We start from the raw sequence: 22,096 nt of genomic DNA, 5'->3' as shown, positions 1-22,096 counted from the left end.
AATTCAGAACATCATCTCCTGTTAGGAGGGAAAGAGTTGACAAGAAATAAAGTAGAAATTTGTGGAGTAGATACTTCGAAACTTCCCGTATTAAAAAATGAAGAAATGCGAAAGTTGTTTAAACAAATGCAGGCTGGAGATGGAACAGCAAGAGAAAAGCTAGTAAGCGGAAATTTACGTCTCGTACTCAGCGTGATCCAACGTTTTAACAATCGTGGAGAATTTGTTGATGACTTATTTCAAGTTGGGTGTATTGGATTAATGAAATCCATTGACAATTTTGATTTAAGTCAAAACGTGAAGTTTTCTACATATGCTGTCCCAATGATTATAGGGGAAATTCGCCGCTATTTACGTGACAATAATCCAATCCGTGTTTCTCGTTCCCTTCGTGATATTGCTTATAAAGCTCTTCAAGTTCGTGAAAGGCTTATGAGTGAAACATCCAAGGAACCTACAGCTGAGGAAATTTCAAAAGTCCTAGAAGTGCCGCATGAAGAAATTGTGTTTGCTTTAGATGCTATCCAAGATCCGGTTTCTCTATTTGAACCTATCTACAATGATGGTGGAGACCCAATTTATGTCATGGATCAGCTAAGCGATGAACGCAACCGTGATTCAACTTGGATTGAAGAAATTGCTTTGCAAGAAGGTATGAGAAGATTGAACGAGCGAGAAAAACTAATTTTGCGAAAGCGCTTCTTTCAAGGTAAAACACAGATGGAAGTGGCTGAAGAAATTGGTATTTCTCAAGCGCAGGTTTCTCGTTTAGAAAAAGCTGCTATTAAACAGATGAATAAAAATATTCAAAGTTAACAAAAGCTATCTAAACTGGCAGCTGCTCGCGTTCATACAATTAATACCATTCACTTTATTTGATGTTCAACTTAATAAGCATCGTGTCTATAAAAACAGACACGGTGCTTATTTTGTATGTATCAATGTATAATACATGACCAAAAGATATTCATATCAGAATTCCTATTGCTGTGAGGACTTCTAGCTACTCGTTGAGAATGTCTCTTGATGAAAAGCTGTGTAATTAGTGAACAAAATGCCTATAGAACGAGAATGGCAGAGAAAAAATAAGCTTTTCCTTCATGAAATGAAAATTTGAAAATATATATAGGCTAAGGAATAAAGTTGGCTATAGGAGGAGAGAGCATGTTAAAGATTTCAGAATTCCAGCTGAAAGATGTAGTGAATGTAGCTGATGGCAAAAAACTTGGAAATGTAGGGGATATTGATATTGACTTAACAACGGGAAAAATACAGGCCGTCATTATCGGAGGTTCTCGTGTATTGGGCTTCTTTGGAAAAGATGATGAAATTGTGATTCCGTGGAAAAATATTGTGAAAATTGGTTCTGATGTCATTTTAGTACGTTATAAAGACGCATTTCAGCCTGAAGAGAATTAGTTTTTTGTCAACAGCACCTAGCAATCTGTGGTACAATATGTGAGAACAAATGAAACAAGGGATGTGTCACATACATGAATCCTGAGCCATTAAAAAAAAGCCATCACGAGTCGTTTATGTGGCTGAGCCCTTGGGTAGAAAAGAATGATATGCTTGTTGCTGGTTTCACCACAAAAAATGATGGCGTGAGTAAACCTCCATTTGCTTCTTTTAACCTAGGGCTTCACGTAAACGATAACGTAGAAGATGTTATTACAAATAGAAAAATTTTAGCAGCCGAACTAGACATGTCTTTTGAAAGCTTTGTATGTGCTGAACAAGTACATGAAGCAACTGTTCAAAAAGTAACAAAAGCCGACTGTGCAAAAGGACTCTACAAGTATGAAGAGGGCATAAAAGCAACGGATGGCATTTATACAAATGAATCTGATATTTTGTTAGCTTTATGTTATGCAGATTGTGTTCCGCTGTACTTCTATGCGCCTGATCACCATTTAGTTGGTCTAGCTCATGCTGGGTGGAAGGGAACAGTAAAAAATATTGCAGGAAATATGATTCGACGTTGGGTAGAGCAAGAAAATGTTCCGATTGAAGATATTTACGTGGCGATTGGCCCTTCGATTGAAGATTGCTGTTATGTTGTCGATAACCGCGTCATTACACAAGTAAACGAAGTAATTGGCCAAAGTGGATATCAAGAAGTAAGCCCTGGACAATACGCGCTTAATTTAAAAAAAGTCAATAAGCTGTTGATTCAAAACGCAGGCGTATTGCCGGAACGAATTTTAACATCGTCGTATTGTACAAGCTGTGAAGATGACCTGTTCTTCTCACATCGCCGCGACCAAGGGAAAACAGGACGCATGTTTAACTTCATAGGCTTTAAGGAGGAGTAATTACATAGTGACAGCTAGCGTAAGTGAAAATCTAGAAGCAGTTCAACAAACAATTGCTGAAGCGTGTAAAAAAGTTAATCGAAATCGAGAAGATGTAGAGCTGATTGCTGTAACAAAATACGTTTCCATAAAACGAGCAGCAGAAGCAGTGGATGCAGGCATTTTACATCTCGGAGAAAACAGGGATGAAGGTCTTCTAGAAAAGTATGAATCAATCGGTGAGAAAGCGACCTGGCATTTTATCGGAAGCTTACAAACAAGAAAAGTAAAAAATGTGATTGATAAAGTTGACTATATTCATTCACTAGACCGATTATCTTTAGCAAAAGAAATTGATAAACGTGCAGAACATCGTATAAAATGTTTTGTACAAGTTAATGTTGCCGAAGAACAATCAAAGCATGGCCTTGCTATAGAAGATGTAATTCCATTTATTCAATCTCTTGAAGCATTTGCAAATATCCAAGTGGTCGGATTGATGACAATGGCTCCTCACACAGATGATGAGTCTACGCTTCGCAGCTGTTTTAAAGGTCTAAAGAAATTGCAGAATCGCATACAAGAACTAAATTTGCCATATGCACCGTGTACAGAGCTATCAATGGGAATGTCAAACGATTATGCAATTGCAATTGAAGAAGGAGCAACATTCATTCGACTAGGAACTACGTTAGTTGGGAATGAACGTTAAGGAGGTGTAATTCAAGATGAGTATGAAAAATCGCTTTAGAAGTTTTTTTGCTCTTGATGACGATACTGAATATGTAGAAGAACATTACGAACAAGAAGAGTCGGTAGAAGAGCCTGTACAGCAGTCGAGACCAGCGAAAGCTAGTCAGCAGCCGAATCAGCAGCAAAATGTGATTAGCTTGCAAAGCGTTCAAAAATCATCAAAAATGATGCTTTGCGAACCTCGCGTCTATGCCGAAGCACAAGAAATTACGGATCATTTAAAAAATCGTAAAGTCGTAGTTGTGAATTTACAGCGCATTCAACGAGATCAAGCAGTGAGAATTGTCGACTTTTTAAGTGGTACAGTTTATGCTTTAGGCGGGGACATTCAAAAAATTGGAACCGACATCTTTTTATGTACACCTGATAATGTAGACGTAAGCGGAAGCATTTCAGATATGATGGGAGAACATGATACAACAAACGTAAAGAGGTGGTAGTTTTTGGACATCGTTTTTGGGATTCTTGGAAAATTGATTGGGCTTTACTCATGGGCACTGATTATTTACATTTTGATGTCTTGGGTACCCGATGTAAGGGCGTCTAAGTTTGGTCAGCTGCTTGGCAGTATTTGTGAGCCTTACTTAGAGCCTTTTCGTAAAATCATTCCACCTATTGGCATGATTGATATTTCACCGCTTGTCGCAATCTTTTTATTGCGATTTGCGGAAAGAGGCGTGTATTCACTTAATAATGTGGTGGGTTTTATTTAAAAAAGGAATCGCTGGATTCCTTTTTTACATACCAATAGTAGGAGTAATAATATGTCTATTTATGAACATTTTAGACAAGAAGAACATGGATTTATTGACCAGGTTCTTCAGTGGAAAGAAGATGTCCTACATCAATACAGCCCAAAATTAACGGACTTTTTAGATCCAAGAGAACAGCAGATTTTGACGGCTATTGTCGGGACTGAAGGAGAGGTTCAAGTTTCATTTGATGGTGGACAACCGTTTGCTGAACGCAAGCGTGCGCTGCTATATCCGGATTACTATGTACCTGAAAGCGAAGATTTTCAGTTGCATATGTACGAGCTCAATTATCCTAAAAAGTTTGTGACGATTGAACATCCTCAAGTTCTTGGTTCGGCGATGTCCTTAGGACTGCGCCGTTCAAAATTTGGCGATATTTTGGTCGCGGGAGACGATATTCAGCTTGTAGCTGCAGAGGAAATTTCTTCTTATATTGAGATGAATTTAACATCAATTGGAAAAGCCAAAGTTTCACTTTCTTCTATTCAAAGAGAGCAGCTACATGTGGTAAAAGAAGAGCTGATTGAACACGTTTATACAGTTTCTTCAATGAGGCTTGATGTTTTGCTGTCGACCATTCACAATTTATCAAGACAAAAAGTCCAGCCGTTTATTGCAAATGGAGCGGTAAAAGTAAATTTTAAAGTCATTGAACAGCCTTCTTTTGAATGTCATGAAGGTGATATTTTGTCACTTCGTGGTCACGGCAGAAGTCGTATCGTTTCGCTTGAAGGCAAAACCAAAAAAGAAAAATGGCGAATTGTTGTAGGAAAGCAGAAATAAAGAAATCTACTAGCAGGAAATTTTAAAAATATGTCGAATAAACCATTACTAATGATGTAATGAGACAACACGGAGGTGGCCTAGATGCCTTTAACCCCTTTGGATATTCATAACAAAGAGTTTAATCGCGGGTTTCGCGGATATGATGAAGATGAAGTAAATGAGTTTCTTGACCAAGTAATTAAAGACTATGAGCTGGTAATGCGTGATAAAAAGGAGTTAGAAGGAAGAGTATCTGAATTAACAGATCGTCTTGGACATTTTACTAACATCGAAGAAACGTTAAATAAATCAATTTTAATTGCTCAAGAAGCAGCGGAAGATGTGAAGCGAAACGCTGAAAAAGAAGCGAAGCTCATTATAAAAGAAGCAGAAAAAAATGCGGACCGCATTATTAATGAAGCACTGTCTAAGTCTCGTAAAATTGCGATGGACATTGAGGAGACGAAAAAGCAGTCTAAAGTATTTAGAACTCGTTTCAAAATGTTAATCGAAGCACAGCTTGAAATGTTAAACAGCGACGACTGGGATCAGTTGATGGATTATGAGATGCCAGCGCTAGAAGAAAAAATTGACTAGTCAAGACATCATCTTGACTTCTCACGTTTTGTTGTCATATAATTTGGTAACAGATGAAATTTCATATCAAACAGTACGGAGACAGGGACAGTAGCTTTTTTAGTTTGTCAAAGCGAATCGAGGATGGTGCGAGCTCGATAACAAATAAAAAAGTGAAAATCACCCTAGAGTACCATTGCTGAACTGATGATAGTAAGCAGTGGCGGTTTATTCACGTTACGAATGCAAAGAGGATTTGCGTGCAGCAAATCTACTAGGGTGGTACCGCGGGAGGCCTTCTCGTCCCTTTTTGGGATGAGGAGGTCTTTTTGTTATGGTACAAAAAGATATGAAATTTACGTTTTTTTTTGGAGGGTAAAACATGGAATATAAAGATACATTATTGATGCCAAAAACTGAATTTCCGATGCGTGGAAATTTACCGAACCGCGAGCCTAAAATGCAAGAACAGTGGGCTGAAATGAATATTTATGAAAAAGTACAAAAACGTACGGAAGGCCGTCCGTTATTTGTCCTGCATGATGGACCTCCATATGCGAATGGCGATATTCACATGGGACATGCATTAAATAAAATTTTAAAAGATTTTATCGTTCGCTATAAGTCGATGTCAGGCTTCTGCGCACCTTATGTACCAGGCTGGGATACACACGGTTTGCCAATTGAAACAGCTTTAACAAAAAATAAAAAAGTAAACCGCAAAGAAATGACGGTAGCTGAGTTCCGTAAGCTTTGCGAACAGTATGCTTGGGAACAAGTAAACGGCCAGCGTGAGCAGTTTAAACGTTTAGGCGTACGCGGAGATTGGGATAATCCATATGTAACGCTTCAGCCGCAGTACGAAGCGCAGCAAATCAAAGTGTTTGGTGACATGGCGAAAAAAGGCTACATCTACAAAGGGTTAAAACCTGTGTACTGGTCCCCTTCAAGTGAATCTGCTTTAGCAGAGGCGGAAATCGAATACTATGACAAGCGTTCAGCTTCTATTTACGTAGCGTTTAACGTAAAAGATGGTAAAGGTGTGCTTGAACAAGATGAAAAATTCATCATTTGGACGACAACACCATGGACAATGCCAGCTAACCAAGGGATTGCTGTCAATCCTGAGCTTCAGTACAGCGTAGTTGAAGCAGATGGAGCGAAATATGTAGTGGCAACTGAACTGATTGAAACAGTTGCTAAAGAAATTGAATGGACTGACTATAAGACGCTTCGTACGGTAAAAGGTTCAGAACTTGAGCGTGTTGTAGCTGAGCATCCTATCTACAAGCGTGATTCTTTAGTTGTTCTTGGCGATCACGTAACAACGGATGCTGGTACTGGGTGCGTTCATACAGCACCGGGACACGGGGAAGACGACTTTATCGTTGGTCAAAAATACGGTTTGGAAGTTCTTTGTCCAGTCGACAGTAAGGGTCATATGACGAATGAAGCACCAGGATTTGAAGGATTATTCTATGATAAAGCGAATAAGCCGATTACAGACAAACTAGAAGAAGAAGGCGCGCTGTTAAAATTAAGTTTCATTACCCACTCATACCCACATGACTGGCGTACAAAGAAACCAACAATTTTCCGTGCAACGGCGCAGTGGTTTGCGTCTATTAAAGATTTCCGTGAAGATTTATTAAAAGCAGTAGAAAAAACAAAATGGGTGCCTACTTGGGGTGAAACGCGACTTTATAACATGGTGCGTGACCGCGGAGACTGGTGTATTTCTCGTCAACGTGCATGGGGCGTTCCGATTCCAGTATTTTATGCTGAAAATGATGAGCCAATCATTACGGACGAAACAATCGAACACGTATCAAATCTATTTAGAGAACATGGATCAAACGTATGGTTTGAGCGTGAAGCAAAAGACTTGCTTCCAGAAGGCTTTACTCATGAAGGAAGCCCAAATGGCCGCTTCACAAAAGAAACAGACATCATGGACGTATGGTTTGACTCTGGCTCTTCACATCAAGCTGTTCTTGAAGAACGTGAAGACTTACAGCGTCCGGCTGATTTGTATTTAGAAGGTTCTGACCAATACCGCGGCTGGTTTAATTCAAGTCTTTCTACAAGTGTAGCTGTAACGGGTGAAGCACCTTATAAAGGGGTACTTAGCCACGGATTTGCTTTAGACGGTGAAGGTCGCAAAATGAGTAAGTCATTAGGAAACGTTGTAATTCCAGAAAAAGTAATGAAACAACTAGGTGCAGATATTTTACGTTTATGGGTAGCTTCTGTAGATTACCAAGCTGATGTTCGTGTATCTGATAACATTTTAAAACAAGTAGCAGAAGTATATCGTAAAATCCGCAACACGTTCCGTTTCTTACTAGGAAACTTAGCGGACTTTAATCCAACAACTGATGCTGTAGCCGTTGAAGACCTTCGTGAAGTAGACCGCTACATGCTTGTGAAGCTGAACAAATTAATTGATAAAGTGAAAAAATCTTATGATTCATATGAATTCTCAAGCATTTATCACGCAGTGCATAATTTCTGTACAATTGATATGAGTTCATTCTACTTAGACTTTGCAAAAGATGTATTGTACATCGAAGCAGAAAATAATGTAGAGCGTCGCAGCATTCAAACGGTCCTTTATGAAACGTTATTATCGTTAACGAAATTAGTGTCTCCAATTCTTTCTCATACAGCAGACGAAGTATGGGTTCACGTTCCAAATGTAACGGAAGAAAGCGTGCAGCTAGTTGATATGCCAGAGGTTCAAGAAATTGAAGGAGCAGATCAATTAGTAGAGAAATGGGATGCGTTCATGGAGCTTCGTGATGAAGTATTAAAAGCGCTAGAACAGGCTCGTAATGAAAAAGTAATTGGTAAGTCTTTAGAAGCAAAATTAACGCTGTATCCAACAGCAGATACAAAAGAGCTGTTAGCATCTATTTCTGAAAATGTAGGTCAACTCTTCATCGTTTCAGATCTTGAGGTAGCAGAAGGTGAAGCACCTGCTGAAGCACAAAAATTCAGCTATGCTTCAATTGTTGTAAGTAAAGCAGAAGGTGAGAAGTGTGAGCGCTGCTGGGTTGTATCACCAACAGTTGGCGAAGATCAAGATCACCCGACTTTATGTACACGCTGTGCGGATGTTGTAAAAAATCACTACGTTCAGCAGTAATTAACAAAAACACGTCCTTTTTGGGCGTGTTTTTTGCTGTACGAAATTCCCAAATACAATGGTATAAAGTATTTAAAGCCTTAGGAAAAACTTGTGTTGTAGATTCGATGGAAAACTCGGTAAAACTAACATCATTAATACTTCATCTTATCAGCACAGGAGGCGTTTGCATGTATGAAAATTATCTTTCCATTGGACAGGAATTAGCTCTTATTAAAGAAGAATTACAAGATCGCCTAGTGAGATATGCTACAGAACAATCTGGTTATATAGATGAAAAGGAACGTTATGTAATAGAAATGATTAAAGCCGATTTAAAAGATGTAGAACACGCGTTAGCAAAGCTTGACGTTGGTGCGTTCGGAATTGATGAACTAACCGGCGAAGTGATGTCTATTCATAAATTAAAAGTAATGCCGACGGCCCGCACAAATGAAGATTTATTTGTTTTATGGTGAGAAGCGAGAAAAAAAATGAATTATGTGCTAAAATGCTTTAGTATGGATTCGTTTGATTTTATTGCGGGAGGAAAACGTTTGTGTTTTATTATCTTATCGCTTTAGTTGTTATACTTATTGATCAGGTAACAAAATGGATGATTGTAAAAGAAATGTATTATGGACAAAGCATCACCGTAATTGAAAACTTTCTTTACATTACCTCTCATCGTAATAGAGGAGCCGCGTGGGGGATTTTACAAGGACAGATGTGGTTCTTTTATCTCATTACGGTGGTTGTGGTAGTCGGTTTAATAATTTATATTCAAAAGCTCAAAAAACAAGATAAATGGTTCGGTATTGCGCTAGCATTAATGTTAGGCGGCGCCATTGGAAACTTTATTGATCGAGTGGTCCGTAAAGAAGTAGTTGATTTCGTAAATACATACATCTTTACGTATGATTTTCCGATTTTTAACGTAGCTGATTCGGCACTTGTCGTCGGAGTAATTATCATGTTTATTATGACGCTGTTTGAAGGGAAAATGAAGAAGGAGCACAAAGAATGAATGTAATTGAAACAGTTATAAATGAAGAACAAGCAGGAGAACGTATTGATAAAGTACTTTCGACTGTAAATGCAGAATGGTCACGTTCACAAGTGCAGCAGTGGATTAAAGAAGGTCACGCAAAAGTGAACGATAAAACCGTCAAAGGAAACTATAAATGTAAAACAGGAGACGCTATTATTATCGAAGTGCCGGAACTAGAAGAGCTTGATGTGGTAGCGGAAGAAATGGATTTAGATATTTATTATGAAGATCAAGATGTGCTTGTTGTAAATAAACCTCGCGGCATGGTTGTACATCCAGCTCCTGGTCATCATAGCGGCACGCTTGTAAACGGCCTAATGGCTCACTGTAAAGATTTATCCGGTATTAACGGCGTTATGCGCCCTGGTATCGTTCATCGAATTGATAAAGATACATCCGGTTTACTTATGGTTGCAAAAAATGATTTAGCTCATGAATCACTAGTTAGTCAGCTTGTAGCTAAAACAGTGACGCGTCGTTATAAAGCTATCGTTCACGGAGTAATTGCGCATGATCACGGTACAATTGATGCGCCAATCGGGCGAGATAAGCAAGATCGTCAAAGCATGACGGTGACTGATGAAAACAGTCGTGATGCAGTGACGCACTTTACTGTATTGCAGCGTTTTAAAGATTTTTCACTAGTCGAATGTAAGCTAGAAACGGGGCGAACACACCAAATTCGCGTTCATATGAAGTATATTGGCTTTCCGCTTGCCGGGGATCCGAAGTACGGACCGAAAAAAACGCTTCCGATTGACGGACAAGCGCTTCATGCAGGTGTATTAGGCTTTATTCACCCTCGTACAAATGAATATATGGAATTTGAAGCACCGGCTCCAAAAGAGTTTAATGAGATGCTAGAGCTTATTGAAAAAAGAAGTTGACAACTGCCATAAGTGATGGCATACTTGTATTAACTTAATAAGAACCTTTAAGAACAGTCCAGAGAGGCTGAGAAGGAAACGGTGCAGAAAAGGCATACTTATAGCCTTTTTGAAGAAATATGTCTAAAACCAAATCCTCTTGCCTCAAGGCAAGAGGATTTTTTTATGTCAACAACTTGAGGTGAAAAACAGTGAACGTAAAAGCTACCGTACTTGACGAACAGGCTATTCGCCGCGCTTTAACTCGAATTGCACATGAGATTATTGAAAAGAATAAAGGAATCGAAAATTGTGTGCTAGTGGGGATTAAAACGCGAGGTATTTATATCGCAAAACGTTTAGCAGAACGAATTGCACAAATTGAAGGAAATACATTGCCAGTCGGAGAACTAGACATCACGCTTTACCGAGATGATTTATCGAAAGTGACAAGCAATGATGAGCCTCTCGTAAAAGGATCAGATATTCCGACAGATATTGCAAATAAGAACGTCATCTTAGTAGACGATGTGTTATATACGGGCCGTACGGTTCGAGCAGCACTTGATGCACTGATTGATATCGGCCGACCTGAACTCATTCAGCTGGCTGTTTTAGTGGATAGAGGGCACCGCGAGCTGCCGATTCGAGCAGACTATGTTGGCAAAAACGTACCGACAGCTAAAAGTGAAAAAATTGCGGTGCATTTAATGGAAGTAGACGAAAAAGACCACGTGTCTATTTACGAAAAATAAATTATATACCCTTTTAAATGGTAGTCCCGTGAGGCTGCAAAAGGGGGGTCACTATACGAGGAAAACTATACTGCGGTATAGCGTCTTCCTTGTATGCTGAAAACCTCTTTGCCTCTGCGTAAAGAGGTTTTTTAATAGTGATAGGAGGAAAAACATATGAGTCAACAACGAGATTTTGTACTTGATATACATGATAAACCAAAAGCAGTAAATTGGTTAACATTGAGTCTACAGCATTTGTTTGCAATGTTTGGGTCGACGGTGTTAGTGCCGTTCCTAGTCGGGTTCAGCCCGGCAATTGCTTTGATTTCAAGCGGGGTAGGAACGCTTGCTTTCCTGCTCATTACAAGAGGTCAAATTCCTTCTTATCTTGGTTCATCGTTCGCGTTCATCACGCCAATCATTTTCGCAAAAGCTTCGTTTGGACCTGAAGAAACAATGGTTGGCTGTTTCTTAGCCGGACTTGTTTATGGAATTGTTGCTTTGATTATAAAAGGAACAGGAATTAATTGGATTATGAAGCTGCTTCCTCCGGTTGTAGTAGGACCAGTTATTATGGTTATAGGCTTAGGACTAGCTAATACAGCAGTAGGCATGGCTATGAACGATGCAAAAGGAAATTACAGCTTAACTTACCTGATGGTTGCGCTTGTGACACTAGCGATAACAGTTGCTTGCTCAATCTTCTTTAAAAACATTATCAGCCTGATTCCGGTACTGATGGGAATTATCGGCGGATACATCTTCGCTTATACACAAGGATTGGTAGACTTTTCAAAGGTAGTGAAAGCAGAGTGGATTGAAGTACCTCACTTCTACGTGCCGTTTGTCACATACACGCCGTCCATTTCATTAGGGATTGTGCTTATCATGGTACCTGTAGCAGTCGTAACACTCTCAGAACATATCGGACACATTCTCGTCTTAAATAAGATTGTGGATCGAAACTATATTGAAAAGCCAGGGCTGCACAGATCGATTTTAGGAGACGGAGTAGCAACTATGCTTGCTGCGCTGATCGGCGGACCGCCAAATACAACATACGGTGAGAACATCGGAGTGTTAGCCATCACAAAGGTGCTTAGCGTATTTGTGATAGCAGGAGCAGCAGTCTTCGCGATTTTGTTCGGGTTTGTCGGCAAAATCAACGCTCTTATTTCAAGTATACCAACGCCGGTCATGGGCGGGATTTCAATTCTCTTATTCGGAATCATTGCTTCATCAGGCTTGCGCATGATGGTGGATGCAAAGGTAGACCTTGGATCAAAACGAAACTTAATGATTGCTTCAATTATCTTAGTGTTAGGAATCGGAGGAGCACACTTAGATATCTCAGAACATGTAAAGATTGATAGCATGGCACTGTCTGCTATCATGGGAGTTCTGCTGAATCTAGTTCTGCCGAAAGAGAAGATAAAAGAAGCAGAAAACGTTCAACAAACGTCAGCACGAAAAATTTCATAGAACGCCTTTTAATTGAAATCCAGAGAGGTTTCTAAGGGTGTGTGAAAAGCGCGTTATAGACGAAGCTTGTTTTCTTACACCCTTTCTAAGTTAGAAAGGGTGTTTTTTATAAAGAAATGCGAGGAAAGCAAAAATGGAGGGAATCGATATGAAACATTTAGTGACAGTCTCAACACTAGAAACAAATGAAATTCTAGAGATTTTAGACAGCGCTGAAAACTATCGAACGAATAAACAAGGATGGAAACCGGAAGAGAAAATGTTTGTTGCCAACTTATTTTTTGAAGCGAGCACGCGTACTCGATGCAGCTTTGAAATGGCAGAACAGCAGCTAGGATTAACAACAATTCCGTTTGAAGTAACAACTTCAAGCGTCCAAAAAGGAGAAACGCTTTATGACACGATTGAAACATTAGCTTCAATCGGCGTTCAGTCAGTTGTTATTCGCCACCCGCAAGATCGTTATTATGAAGCACTGCAGGAAAAAGTATCGATTCCCATCATTAATGCAGGAGACGGATGCGGTCAGCATCCAACTCAGTGTCTGCTTGATCTACTGACGATTCGCCAAGAGTTCGGCTCGTTTAAAGGATTAAAAGTCGCAATAGTCGGAGATTTGCGACATAGCCGCGTAGCGAGATCGAATGCTGAAATGCTGACAAAACTAGGGGCGACCGTATATTTTGCGGGACCTGAAGAATGGAAAGATGAAGAGAACAGACACGGTACATATCTTGATATCGATGAAGCAATCGAAACGGTCGATGTTGTGATGCTGCTGCGTATTCAATTTGAAAGGCATGAAGAGAACACTTCAGAGCTTGCACAGAACTACCACAGCCGCTTCGGATTAACCGTTGAACGAGAGCGAAAAATGAAATCACATAGCATTATCCTTCATCCAGCTCCTGTAAACAGGGGAGTCGAAATTGCAGATGAGCTCGTTGAATGTGAACGATCAAGAATTTTTAAACAAATGCAAAATGGCGTGTACATTCGCATGGCAGTATTAGCAAGAGCGCTACAACCAATTGAAAGGGGACTTAATAATGACAACAATTATCAAAAATGCTACATGGTTAAATGAAGGAAAAATTGAACAAGTCGAACTGAAAATTGAAAATGGTGTAATTGCTGAAATAGCTTCACACATCGACGTAGAGAATGAAGAAGTCATTGATGCAGGCGGGAACTTCTTATCACCGGGTTTAATCGATGTCCACGTTCACTTGCGCGAGCCAGGGGGAGAAAAGAAAGAAACGATTGAAACGGGTACTCTAGCAGCGGCAAAGGGCGGTTTTACAGCAATTGCTGCAATGCCAAACACGCGTCCAGTTCCGGATACTGTTGAACAAATGGAGTGGGTAAACAAACGTATTGAAGAAACAGCACATGTTCGCGTATTGCCATACGCATCGATTACCACTCGCCAATTAGGAAAAGAACTAACGGACTTTGAAGGCTTAAAAGAAGCGGGCGCATTTGCTTTTACAGATGATGGAGTAGGCGTTCAGTCAACAGGAATGATGCTAGAAGCGATGAAAAAAGCCGCTTCATTAAATAAAGCAATCGTTGCACACTGTGAAGATAATGATTTAATCAACAAAGGCTGCGTCCACGACGGAAAATTTGCAAAAGAACATGGACTAAACGGTATCCCTTCTATCTGTGAAGCCGTTCAAATTGCACGAGATGTACTGCTTGCTGAAGCAGCAAACTGTCACTACCATGTGTGTCACGTAAGTACAAAAGAATCCATTCGCGCCATTCGGGATGCAAAAAAAGCAGGCATTCGCGTAACCGCAGAAGTAACGCCTCATCATTTACTTCTAAATGAGGAAGACATCCCTGGGCTTGATTCAAACTTTAAAATGAATCCGCCGCTTCGAGGAAAAGATGATCAACAGGCATTAATTGAAGCTTTATTAGACGGAACGCTTGATTTTATCGCCACTGATCATGCACCGCACACAGCGGGCGAAAAAGCGGAAGGCATGGAGCTTGCGCCGTTTGGGATTGTGGGACTTGAAACAGCTTTCCCGCTTCTTTATACAAACTTGGTATTAAAAGAGGTAATGACGCTAGAGCAGCTAGTATCATATTTAACAAACAAGCCTGCTGAGACGTTCAACCTTCCTTATGGCACCATCGAAGTAGGGAAACCAGCAGATTTAACTATCATTGATCTTGAAACAGAAAAAGCAATTAATCCAGAAGAATTTGTATCAAAAGGTAAAAATACGCCGTTTGCTAACTGGGTATGCAAAGGTTGGCCGGTAATGACATTAGTAGAAGGTAAACGAGTATGGGAGGATGTTAAAGCATGCAACGTCAACTAATTTTAGAAGATGGAACAGTATTTATCGGAAAAGGATTCGGCAGCGACAAAGAAATGACAGGAGAAGTTGTTTTCAACACGGGAATGACAGGATATCAAGAAATTCTATCTGATCCATCATACTGTGCACAAATTGTGACATTAACATATCCTTTAATCGGAAACTACGGTATTAACCGCGATGACTTTGAGTCGATTGAACCAGCTGTACACGGTTTGATTGTAAAAGAAATTTGTGATGCTCCTTCAAACTTCAGAAGCGAACTATCAGTAGATGAATTTTTAAAACAAAAAGATATTCCAGGATTAGCTGGAATCGACACGAGAAAATTAACGAGAAAAATTCGTCAGCACGGTGCGCTTCGCGGACGCGTATGCAACATGGAAGTCAATGTAGAAGAAGTGGTAGCACAGCTTCAAAATCATGAACTTCCGACTGATTCAGTTAAAAAAGTATCAACAGTGAAGCCTTACCCAAGCCCAGGCAGAGGTAAAAAAGTGGTACTCGTTGACTTTGGAATGAAACACGGAATTTTACGCGAATTAACAGCTCGTCAATGCGACGTGATTGTGGTTCCTTATAACGTAACTGCGCAAGAAATTCTTCAATTAAATCCAGATGGCATCATGTTGAGCAACGGACCTGGAGACCCAAAAGACGTACCTGAAGCAATCGAGATGATTCAAGGGGTTTTAGGAAAGGTTCCTCTTTTCGGAATTTGTTTAGGACATCAGCTGTTTGCGCTAGCATGCGGAGCAGATACAGAAAAAATGAAATTTGGTCATCGTGGATCCAACCATCCTGTAAAGGATCTAAAAACCAATAAAGTAGCTCTTACATCTCAAAACCACGGCTATACAGTATGTGAACCATCTCTTGTCAACACGCCATTAGAAGTGACGCACGTTGCGCTTAACGATGGAACAGTTGAAGGAGTAAAGCATAAAGAATATCCGGCATTTACGGTTCAATATCACCCTGAAGCATCACCGGGACCTGAAGATGCAAACGGATTGTTCAACGAATTTATGAATCTTATGAAAAACAATCAGAAAGTAGGTAATTGCTAATGCCAAAACGTCAAGATATTAACACAATTCTCGTAATCGGATCAGGACCAATCGTCATCGGACAGGCGGCAGAGTTTGACTATGCAGGAGCGCAAGCGTGTATTGCGCTAAAAGAAGAAGGATACAAAGTTATTCTTGTGAACTCCAATCCTGCAACAATCATGACAGACTCAGAAATGGCAGATAAAGTATATATTGAACCTCTAACGGTTGAATTTGTAAGCTCAATTATTCGTAAAGAACGCCCTGATGCACTGCTTCCAACGCTTGGCGGTCAAACGGGACTGAACTTAGCGGTAGAATTACACGAAACGGGTATTTTAGAAGAATTTAATGTAGAAATTCTCGGGACAAAATTATCAGCGATTGAACAAGCTGAAGACCGTGAGCAGTTCCGTTCACTGATGAATGAACTAAATCAGCCTGTCCCAGCAAGTGAAATCATTCATTCGTTAGACGAAGCATATGCGTTTGTTGAACAAGTAAACTATCCGGTAATCGTGCGTCCTGCTTATACGCTTGGCGGTACGGGAGGCGGAATTTGTAACAACGAGCAAGAGTTGATTGAAATTGTAACAAGTGGATTAAAACACAGTCCTGTAACACAGTGCTTACTTGAGAAAAGCATTGCAGGCTTTAAAGAAATTGAATATGAAGTAATGCGCGATGCAAACGATAATGCAATCGTAGTATGTAATATGGAAAACTTTGATCCGGTCGGTATTCATACGGGAGATTCAATTGTTGTAGCACCAAGCCAAACGCTAAGCGACCGTGAGTATCAGCTGCTTAGAAATGCTTCACTAACAATTATCCGAGCGCTTAAAATCGAAGGCGGATGTAACGTTCAGCTAGCACTAGACCCAGAAAGCTTCCAGTATTACGTAATTGAAGTAAACCCTCGTGTAAGCCGCTCATCGGCTTTAGCATCAAAAGCAACAGGGTATCCAATTGCAAAATTAGCAGCAAAAATTGCGGTAGGCTTAACATTAGATGAAATGATGAACCCGGTAACTGGGAAGACATACGCATGTTTCGAACCGGCACTAGATTACATCGTATCTAAAATTCCACGCTGGCCGTTTGATAAATTTGAATCAGCTAACCGTAAACTCGGTACACAGATGAAAGCAACAGGTGAAGTAATGGCAATTGGCCGCACGTTCGAAGAGTCAATTTTAAAAGCCGTACGCTCACTAGAGTCAAACGTTCATCACTTAGAGCTGAAAGATGCGCATGAATTTGATGATGCAATTATTGAAAAACGTATTCGCAAAGCTGGTGATGAGCGATTATTCTACATCGCAGAAGCGATTCGCCGCGGCGTAACGATTCAGCAAATTCACGAGTGGAGCAAAATCGATCTCTTCTTCTTAGTAAAACTTGAAAAAGTGATTGCTTTTGAAAATGTGTTAAAAGAAGAGATTCATAACATAGAAATTTTACAGGAAGCAAAAGAAATGGGATTTGCAGACTGCACGATTGCTAAGCTATGGAATCAAACAGAGCGTGAAGTATATGACTTCCGCAAACAAAATGGCGTGATGCCAGTGTACAAAACAGTAGATACATGTGCAGCTGAATTTGAATCTACAACACCATATTTCTACGGTACGTTTGAAGATGAAAACGAATCGATTGTTACAGATCGTAAAAGCGTTGTAGTGTTAGGGTCAGGTCCAATCCGCATCGGACAAGGAATTGAGTTTGACTATGCAACAGTTCACTCCGTGTGGGCGATTAAAGAAGCTGGATACGAGGCGATTATTGTTAATAACAATCCAGAAACAGTATCAACTGACTTCAGTATTTCAGATAAATTATACTTCGAGCCGCTGACGATTGAAGATGTGATGCATATCATCGATTTAGAAAAACCAGAAGGTGTGGTTGTACAGTTCGGTGGTCAAACAGCAATCAACTTAGCAGACGAGCTAGAAGCAAGAGGGGTCAAGATTTTAGGAACGTCGCTTGAAAGCTTAGATGCAGCGGAAGACCGTAAAAAATTCGAAGCGACGCTAGCGCGTTTAGAAGTACCTCAGCCTCTTGGAAAGACGGTTACATCCGTAGAAGAAGCAGTGGTTGTGGCAAAAGAAATTGGTTATCCGGTGCTTGTACGACCTTCATATGTACTAGGCGGACGCGCAATGGAAATTGTGTATAAAGAAGAAGAACTGCTTCACTATATGAAACACGCGGTAAAAGTACACGCTGATCACCCTGTGTTAATCGACCGCTACTTAACTGGAAAAGAAATTGAAGTCGATGCCATTTCAGACGGTGAAACAGTGGTTATTCCAGGGATTATGGAACATGTAGAGCGCGCGGGTGTACACTCAGGTGACTCCATTGCTGTATATCCACCGCAAACTCTGTCACAGGATGTAAAAGATACAATCATTGATTACACAACACGTATTGCAAAAGGCTTAAACATTATTGGACTGCTCAACATTCAGTTCGTCTTATCAAAAGGAGAAGTGTTTGTTCTTGAAGTAAATCCTCGTTCAAGCCGTACGGTGCCGTTCTTAAGTAAAATTACGCGTATTCCGATGGCGAATGTGGCAACAAAAGTTATTTTAGGAACAAGTTTGCGAGAGCTTGGTTATGAATCAGGCATGCACCCTGAAGAAGAAGGTGTCTACGTAAAAGTGCCGGTCTTCTCATTTGCAAAGCTGCGTCGCGTAGATATTACGCTTGGACCTGAAATGAAATCTACTGGAGAAGTAATGGGGCAAGATTCAACGTACGAAAAAGCATTATATAAAGGACTAATTGCGTCAGGTATGTCCATTAAGCCGTACGGTTCAGTACTTATGACAGTAGCGGATAAAGATAAAGAAGAGGCAACAGCGCTAGCGAAGCGTTTTGCTAACATCGGCTATCAGGTAATTGCAACGGAAGGAACAGCTTCAACGTTTACAAAAGAAGACATTCGCGTAAAAGTAGTAAATAAAATTCATCATGAAGATCACAATCTTTTAGATGTGATACGAAAAGGTGAGGCGCAGCTTGTCATCAACACGCTAACAAAAGGAAAACAGCCTGCGCGTGATGGATTTAAAATTCGCCGTGAAGCAGTTGAAAATGGTGTGCCTTGCTTAACATCACTTGATACAGCAGAAGCGATTTTACGAGTGCTTGAAACGATCAGCTTCCATACAACACCAATGAAAAAAGTTCGTCCAACTAAAGAGGTGACAACCGTATGATCAAACATGAAATGATGCAAGTCGTCAGTCAGCGACCGTTAACACACAATGTATATGAATTAACCCTTCAAGGCGAGCTTGTTCGTTTCATGAATGAGCCGGGGCAGTTTGTGCATATCCGCGTCAACAACGACTATTTGCCACTGCTTCGCAGACCAATCAGTATTGCAGAAATTGACCAAACGCACGAACAATTTACGATGATTTACCGTGCAGAAGGGGCGGGAACATCGCTGCTTGCCGAAAAACAAGCAGGACAGTCGATTGACGTGTTAGGTCCGCTTGGCCAAGGTTTTCCATTAGATGCCATAGAGTCAGGTCAAACGGCTTTATTAGTAGGGGGAGGCATTGGAGTGCCTCCGCTCTATGAGCTTTCAAAAAGACTTCGTGAAAAAGGCGTGCAGGTTATTCACGTTTTAGGCTTTCAATCAAAAGCAGACGTATTTTACGAGCGAGAGTTTTTAGCTTTAGGAGAAACATATATTGCAACGGTAGACGGCTCTTACGGAACAAAAGGTTTTGTCACAACGGTGATTGACGAGCAGCAGTTTTCATATGATGTTATGTTTTCATGCGGTCCAACTCCGATGTTGAAAGCACTAGAAAATAATTATACAAACAAGCCGCTTTACATTTCTTTAGAAGAAAGAATGGGTTGTGGAATCGGAGCTTGTTTTGCATGTGTATGCAGAGAAAGTGAAGATTCTACGGCGTATAAAAAAATCTGCAGCGACGGTCCCGTCTTTCAAGCAGGGGAGGTGCTTCTATGAGTATGCTAAAAACGACATTGCCAGGATTAGATTTGAAAAATCCAATTATGCCAGCATCCGGCTGTTTTGGATTTGGGCGTGAGTATGCTCAATTTTATTCACTTGATACACTTGGAGCCATTATGATTAAAGCGACTACTGCTGACACTCGTTTTGGCAATCCAACTCCTCGCGTAGCGGAAACATCTGCAGGAATGTTAAATGCGATTGGATTACAAAATCCTGGGTTAGAAAAAGTAATGAACGAAGAGCTCGTTTGGCTTCAGCAATATGATGTGCCGATTATCGCGAACGTAGCCGGTGCTTCAATTGAAGAATATATGCACGTGGCAAAAGAAATTTCAACCGTATCAAATGTAAAAGCACTTGAATTGAATATTTCATGTCCTAACGTAAAAGAAGGCGGAATTGCGTTTGGCGTAGATCCTGTCATTGCTGCTCGTTTAACGAAAGCAGTAAAAGATGTTTCAAATGTTCCAGTTTATGTTAAACTATCACCAAACGTATCCAATATTGTAGACATGGCGATGGCTGTTGAAGAAGCTGGTGCGGATGGCTTAACGATGATCAATACGCTTCTCGGGATGCGTCTGGATTTGAAAACAGCTCAGCCGGTTTTAGCGAACGGCACAGGCGGACTGTCAGGCCCATCAATTAAACCTGTAGCGATTCGAATGGTATATGAAGTGAGCCAAAAAGTGAACATTCCAATTATCGGTATGGGCGGAGTGACGACTGCTGAAGATGCACTCGAGTTCCTATATGCAGGTGCAAGTGCAGTGGCGGTTGGTACAGCAAACTTTGTTGACCCGTATGTATGCCCAACCATCATTGACGAACTGCCAAGGCTATTAACATCATTAGGATACGAGCATGTTTCAGAATGTATCGGAAGGAGCTGGAAAAAGCGTGAAGCAACCGTTAATCATTGCTCTTGATTTTTCATCAATTAACGATGTAAAGCAGTTTTTAATGCCTTTTCAACAAGAGTCATTATTTGTGAAAGTAGGCATGGAACTGTTTTATAAAGAAGGGTTATCCATTATTTCTGCATTAAAAGAGCAAAACCACCAAATCTTTTTAGACTTAAAGCTTCATGATATTCCAAATACGGTAAAGCAAGGGATGAAGTCTTTAGCTTCTCTTGAAGTGGATTTGGTTAACGTTCACGCAGCGGGCGGAATGAACATGATGCAAGCAGCCGTTGAAGGACTTGACTTAGGAACCGCTCCCGGCAAAAAGCGCCCGGACTGTATTGCGGTTACTCAGCTAACGAGTACATCTGATGAAATGCTAAAAGAGCAGCAGCTCATTACACACTCGATGCAAGAAGTGGTTACGCATTATGCAGCGCTTGCTAAAAAAAGTGGACTTGACGGCGTTGTATGTTCTACTCATGAAGTGCCTTCGATTCGAAAAGCAGCAGGAGAGGACTTTTTGACCGTAACGCCGGGTATTCGTATGGGCACAGATTCAGTAGATGACCAAGTCCGTGTGGCAACACCTCAGCTAGCGAGAGAATATGGCTCAAGTGCCATTGTCGTTGGACGTTCTATTACTAAAGCAAAAGACCCGCTTAAAGCATATTATGAGATGTTACAGCAGTGGAAAGGGGAGCGTATTACGCGATGACAAAACTACGAAAAGAAATTGCAAAACAATTAATTGATATTGAGGCAGTAAGCCTTCAACCAAACGAGCCGTTTACGTGGGCCTCTGGAATTAAGTCACCTATTTATTGTGACAACCGTCTAACGCTTAGCTACCCGAAAGTGCGAAAAGAAATTGCAAAAGGTCTGCAGCATTTAATTAAAACGTATTTTGCCAATGCAGAAGTGATTGCTGGTACCGCTACAGCTGGTATCCCTCATGCAGCATGGGTAAGTGAAGCTCTAGAGCTTCCAATGTGCTATGTGCGAAGCAAAGCAAAAGAACATGGCCAAGGAAATCAAATCGAAGGAAAAGTAACAAAAGGTCAAAAAGTAGTTGTGATTGAAGATTTGATTTCAACTGGGGGAAGTGTGTTTACCGCAGTCGATGCATTAAAAGCGCAGGGGTGTGAAGTGCTGGGAGTTGTGTCTATCTTTACATATGAGCTGGAAAAAGCGCGTCAGCTGTTTAAAGAAAAAGAACTTCAAGTTTATTCGCTAACAGACTACTCTACGCTAGTAGAAGCGGCAAACGAAGCGGGATACATTGAAGAAGAAGCGATGGACAAGCTATTTAAATGGCGTGAAAACCCTTCAGACCCTTCATGGATGAACTAAACTAGATCTATATAATAAAACCCCCTTTCTAT

Annotated in this window: 22 protein-coding genes and 1 other annotated feature; all 22 genes read left to right on the top strand. The window is 40.6% G+C overall.

The window, feature by feature from the left end; genetic code table 11:
• Positions 1-36: 36 nt before the first annotated feature.
• The 22 genes from sigG to pyrE all read left to right on the top strand — a co-directional run bounded on the left by sigG (position 37) and on the right by pyrE (position 22,064).
• Positions 37-816, top strand: a complete 780-nt coding sequence (gene sigG / locus ACN6NE_RS05925) for an RNA polymerase sporulation sigma factor SigG (protein WP_013058952.1) — start codon at positions 37-39, stop codon at positions 814-816.
• Positions 817-1,164: 348 nt separating this feature from the next.
• Positions 1,165-1,419, top strand: a complete 255-nt coding sequence (locus tag ACN6NE_RS05920) for a YlmC/YmxH family sporulation protein (RefSeq protein WP_013058951.1) — start codon at positions 1,165-1,167, stop codon at positions 1,417-1,419.
• A gap of 74 nt (positions 1,420-1,493) precedes the next feature.
• Positions 1,494-2,315 (top strand): peptidoglycan editing factor PgeF, encoded by an 822-nt coding sequence (pgeF, locus tag ACN6NE_RS05915; protein WP_129704552.1) that lies wholly within the window; start codon positions 1,494-1,496, stop codon positions 2,313-2,315.
• Positions 2,316-2,322: 7 nt separating this feature from the next.
• Positions 2,323-3,006 carry a YggS family pyridoxal phosphate-dependent enzyme gene (locus ACN6NE_RS05910; protein ID WP_129704550.1) on the top strand — a complete coding sequence of 228 codons (684 nt, stop codon included), beginning with the start codon at positions 2,323-2,325 and terminating at the stop codon, positions 3,004-3,006.
• A gap of 16 nt (positions 3,007-3,022) precedes the next feature.
• A complete protein-coding gene (locus ACN6NE_RS05905; protein WP_045290211.1) occupies positions 3,023-3,487 on the top strand; it encodes a cell division protein SepF in 465 nt (154 codons plus the stop codon).
• 3 nt (positions 3,488-3,490) lie between these two features.
• Complete coding sequence (locus ACN6NE_RS05900) at positions 3,491-3,760, top strand: YggT family protein (RefSeq protein WP_013058947.1); 270 nt, start codon at positions 3,491-3,493, stop codon at positions 3,758-3,760.
• A gap of 51 nt (positions 3,761-3,811) precedes the next feature.
• Complete coding sequence (locus ACN6NE_RS05895; RefSeq protein ID WP_474324866.1) at positions 3,812-4,585, top strand: YlmH family RNA-binding protein; 774 nt, start codon at positions 3,812-3,814, stop codon at positions 4,583-4,585.
• Positions 4,586-4,669: 84 nt separating this feature from the next.
• Positions 4,670-5,164 (top strand): DivIVA domain-containing protein, encoded by a 495-nt coding sequence (locus ACN6NE_RS05890; protein ID WP_013058945.1) that lies wholly within the window; start codon positions 4,670-4,672, stop codon positions 5,162-5,164.
• Positions 5,165-5,233: 69 nt separating this feature from the next.
• Positions 5,234-5,454 (top strand) — a binding site (T-box leader).
• Positions 5,455-5,525: 71 nt separating this feature from the next.
• Positions 5,526-8,291, top strand: a complete 2,766-nt coding sequence (gene ileS, locus ACN6NE_RS05885; RefSeq protein ID WP_129704547.1) for an isoleucine--tRNA ligase — start codon at positions 5,526-5,528, stop codon at positions 8,289-8,291.
• Between the two features lie 170 nt (positions 8,292-8,461).
• On the top strand, positions 8,462-8,749 hold the full coding sequence (locus ACN6NE_RS05880) for a conjugal transfer protein TraR (protein ID WP_013058943.1): 288 nt from the start codon (positions 8,462-8,464) through the stop codon (positions 8,747-8,749).
• 80 nt (positions 8,750-8,829) lie between these two features.
• Positions 8,830-9,297: a signal peptidase II gene (gene lspA, locus ACN6NE_RS05875; RefSeq protein ID WP_075419512.1), complete on the top strand. Its 468-nt coding sequence runs from the start codon at positions 8,830-8,832 to the stop codon at positions 9,295-9,297.
• A complete protein-coding gene (locus tag ACN6NE_RS05870; RefSeq protein WP_013058941.1) occupies positions 9,294-10,208 on the top strand; it encodes an RluA family pseudouridine synthase in 915 nt (304 codons plus the stop codon). The genes lspA and ACN6NE_RS05870 overlap by 4 nt, the downstream gene beginning before the upstream one ends.
• A gap of 191 nt (positions 10,209-10,399) precedes the next feature.
• Complete coding sequence (pyrR, locus tag ACN6NE_RS05865; RefSeq protein WP_013058940.1) at positions 10,400-10,942, top strand: bifunctional pyr operon transcriptional regulator/uracil phosphoribosyltransferase PyrR; 543 nt, start codon at positions 10,400-10,402, stop codon at positions 10,940-10,942.
• Positions 10,943-11,098: 156 nt separating this feature from the next.
• Complete coding sequence (locus ACN6NE_RS05860) at positions 11,099-12,406, top strand: uracil-xanthine permease family protein (protein WP_025750364.1); 1,308 nt, start codon at positions 11,099-11,101, stop codon at positions 12,404-12,406.
• A 148-nt stretch (positions 12,407-12,554) separates the two neighbouring features.
• Positions 12,555-13,493: an aspartate carbamoyltransferase catalytic subunit gene (locus ACN6NE_RS05855; protein WP_013058938.1), complete on the top strand. Its 939-nt coding sequence runs from the start codon at positions 12,555-12,557 to the stop codon at positions 13,491-13,493.
• Complete coding sequence (locus ACN6NE_RS05850) at positions 13,456-14,745, top strand: dihydroorotase (protein WP_129704543.1); 1,290 nt, start codon at positions 13,456-13,458, stop codon at positions 14,743-14,745. The genes ACN6NE_RS05855 and ACN6NE_RS05850 overlap by 38 nt, the downstream gene beginning before the upstream one ends.
• The gene (locus ACN6NE_RS05845; protein WP_043976434.1) at positions 14,730-15,815 is read left to right on the top strand and encodes a carbamoyl phosphate synthase small subunit; all 1,086 of its coding nucleotides are present in this window, start codon (positions 14,730-14,732) and stop codon (positions 15,813-15,815) included. Before ACN6NE_RS05850 ends, ACN6NE_RS05845 begins: the two co-directional genes overlap by 16 nt.
• On the top strand, positions 15,815-19,027 hold the full coding sequence (gene carB, locus ACN6NE_RS05840) for a carbamoyl-phosphate synthase large subunit (protein ID WP_474324865.1): 3,213 nt from the start codon (positions 15,815-15,817) through the stop codon (positions 19,025-19,027). Before ACN6NE_RS05845 ends, carB begins: the two co-directional genes overlap by 1 nt.
• Positions 19,024-19,797, top strand: coding sequence for a dihydroorotate dehydrogenase electron transfer subunit (locus tag ACN6NE_RS05835; protein ID WP_129704539.1), 774 nt, complete (start codon positions 19,024-19,026; stop codon positions 19,795-19,797). The genes carB and ACN6NE_RS05835 overlap by 4 nt, the downstream gene beginning before the upstream one ends.
• Positions 19,794-20,735, top strand: coding sequence for a dihydroorotate dehydrogenase (locus ACN6NE_RS05830; protein ID WP_474324864.1), 942 nt, complete (start codon positions 19,794-19,796; stop codon positions 20,733-20,735). The genes ACN6NE_RS05835 and ACN6NE_RS05830 overlap by 4 nt, the downstream gene beginning before the upstream one ends.
• Positions 20,707-21,429 (top strand): orotidine-5'-phosphate decarboxylase, encoded by a 723-nt coding sequence (gene pyrF, locus ACN6NE_RS05825; protein ID WP_474324862.1) that lies wholly within the window; start codon positions 20,707-20,709, stop codon positions 21,427-21,429. The genes ACN6NE_RS05830 and pyrF overlap by 29 nt, the downstream gene beginning before the upstream one ends.
• Positions 21,426-22,064: an orotate phosphoribosyltransferase gene (pyrE, locus tag ACN6NE_RS05820; RefSeq protein ID WP_013058931.1), complete on the top strand. Its 639-nt coding sequence runs from the start codon at positions 21,426-21,428 to the stop codon at positions 22,062-22,064. The genes pyrF and pyrE overlap by 4 nt, the downstream gene beginning before the upstream one ends.
• Positions 22,065-22,096: the final 32 nt, after the last annotated feature.

The sequence above is a fragment of the Priestia sp. 53B2 genome (genome assembly GCF_056099005.1).
This window is presented reverse-complemented; position numbering and strand designations above follow the sequence as displayed.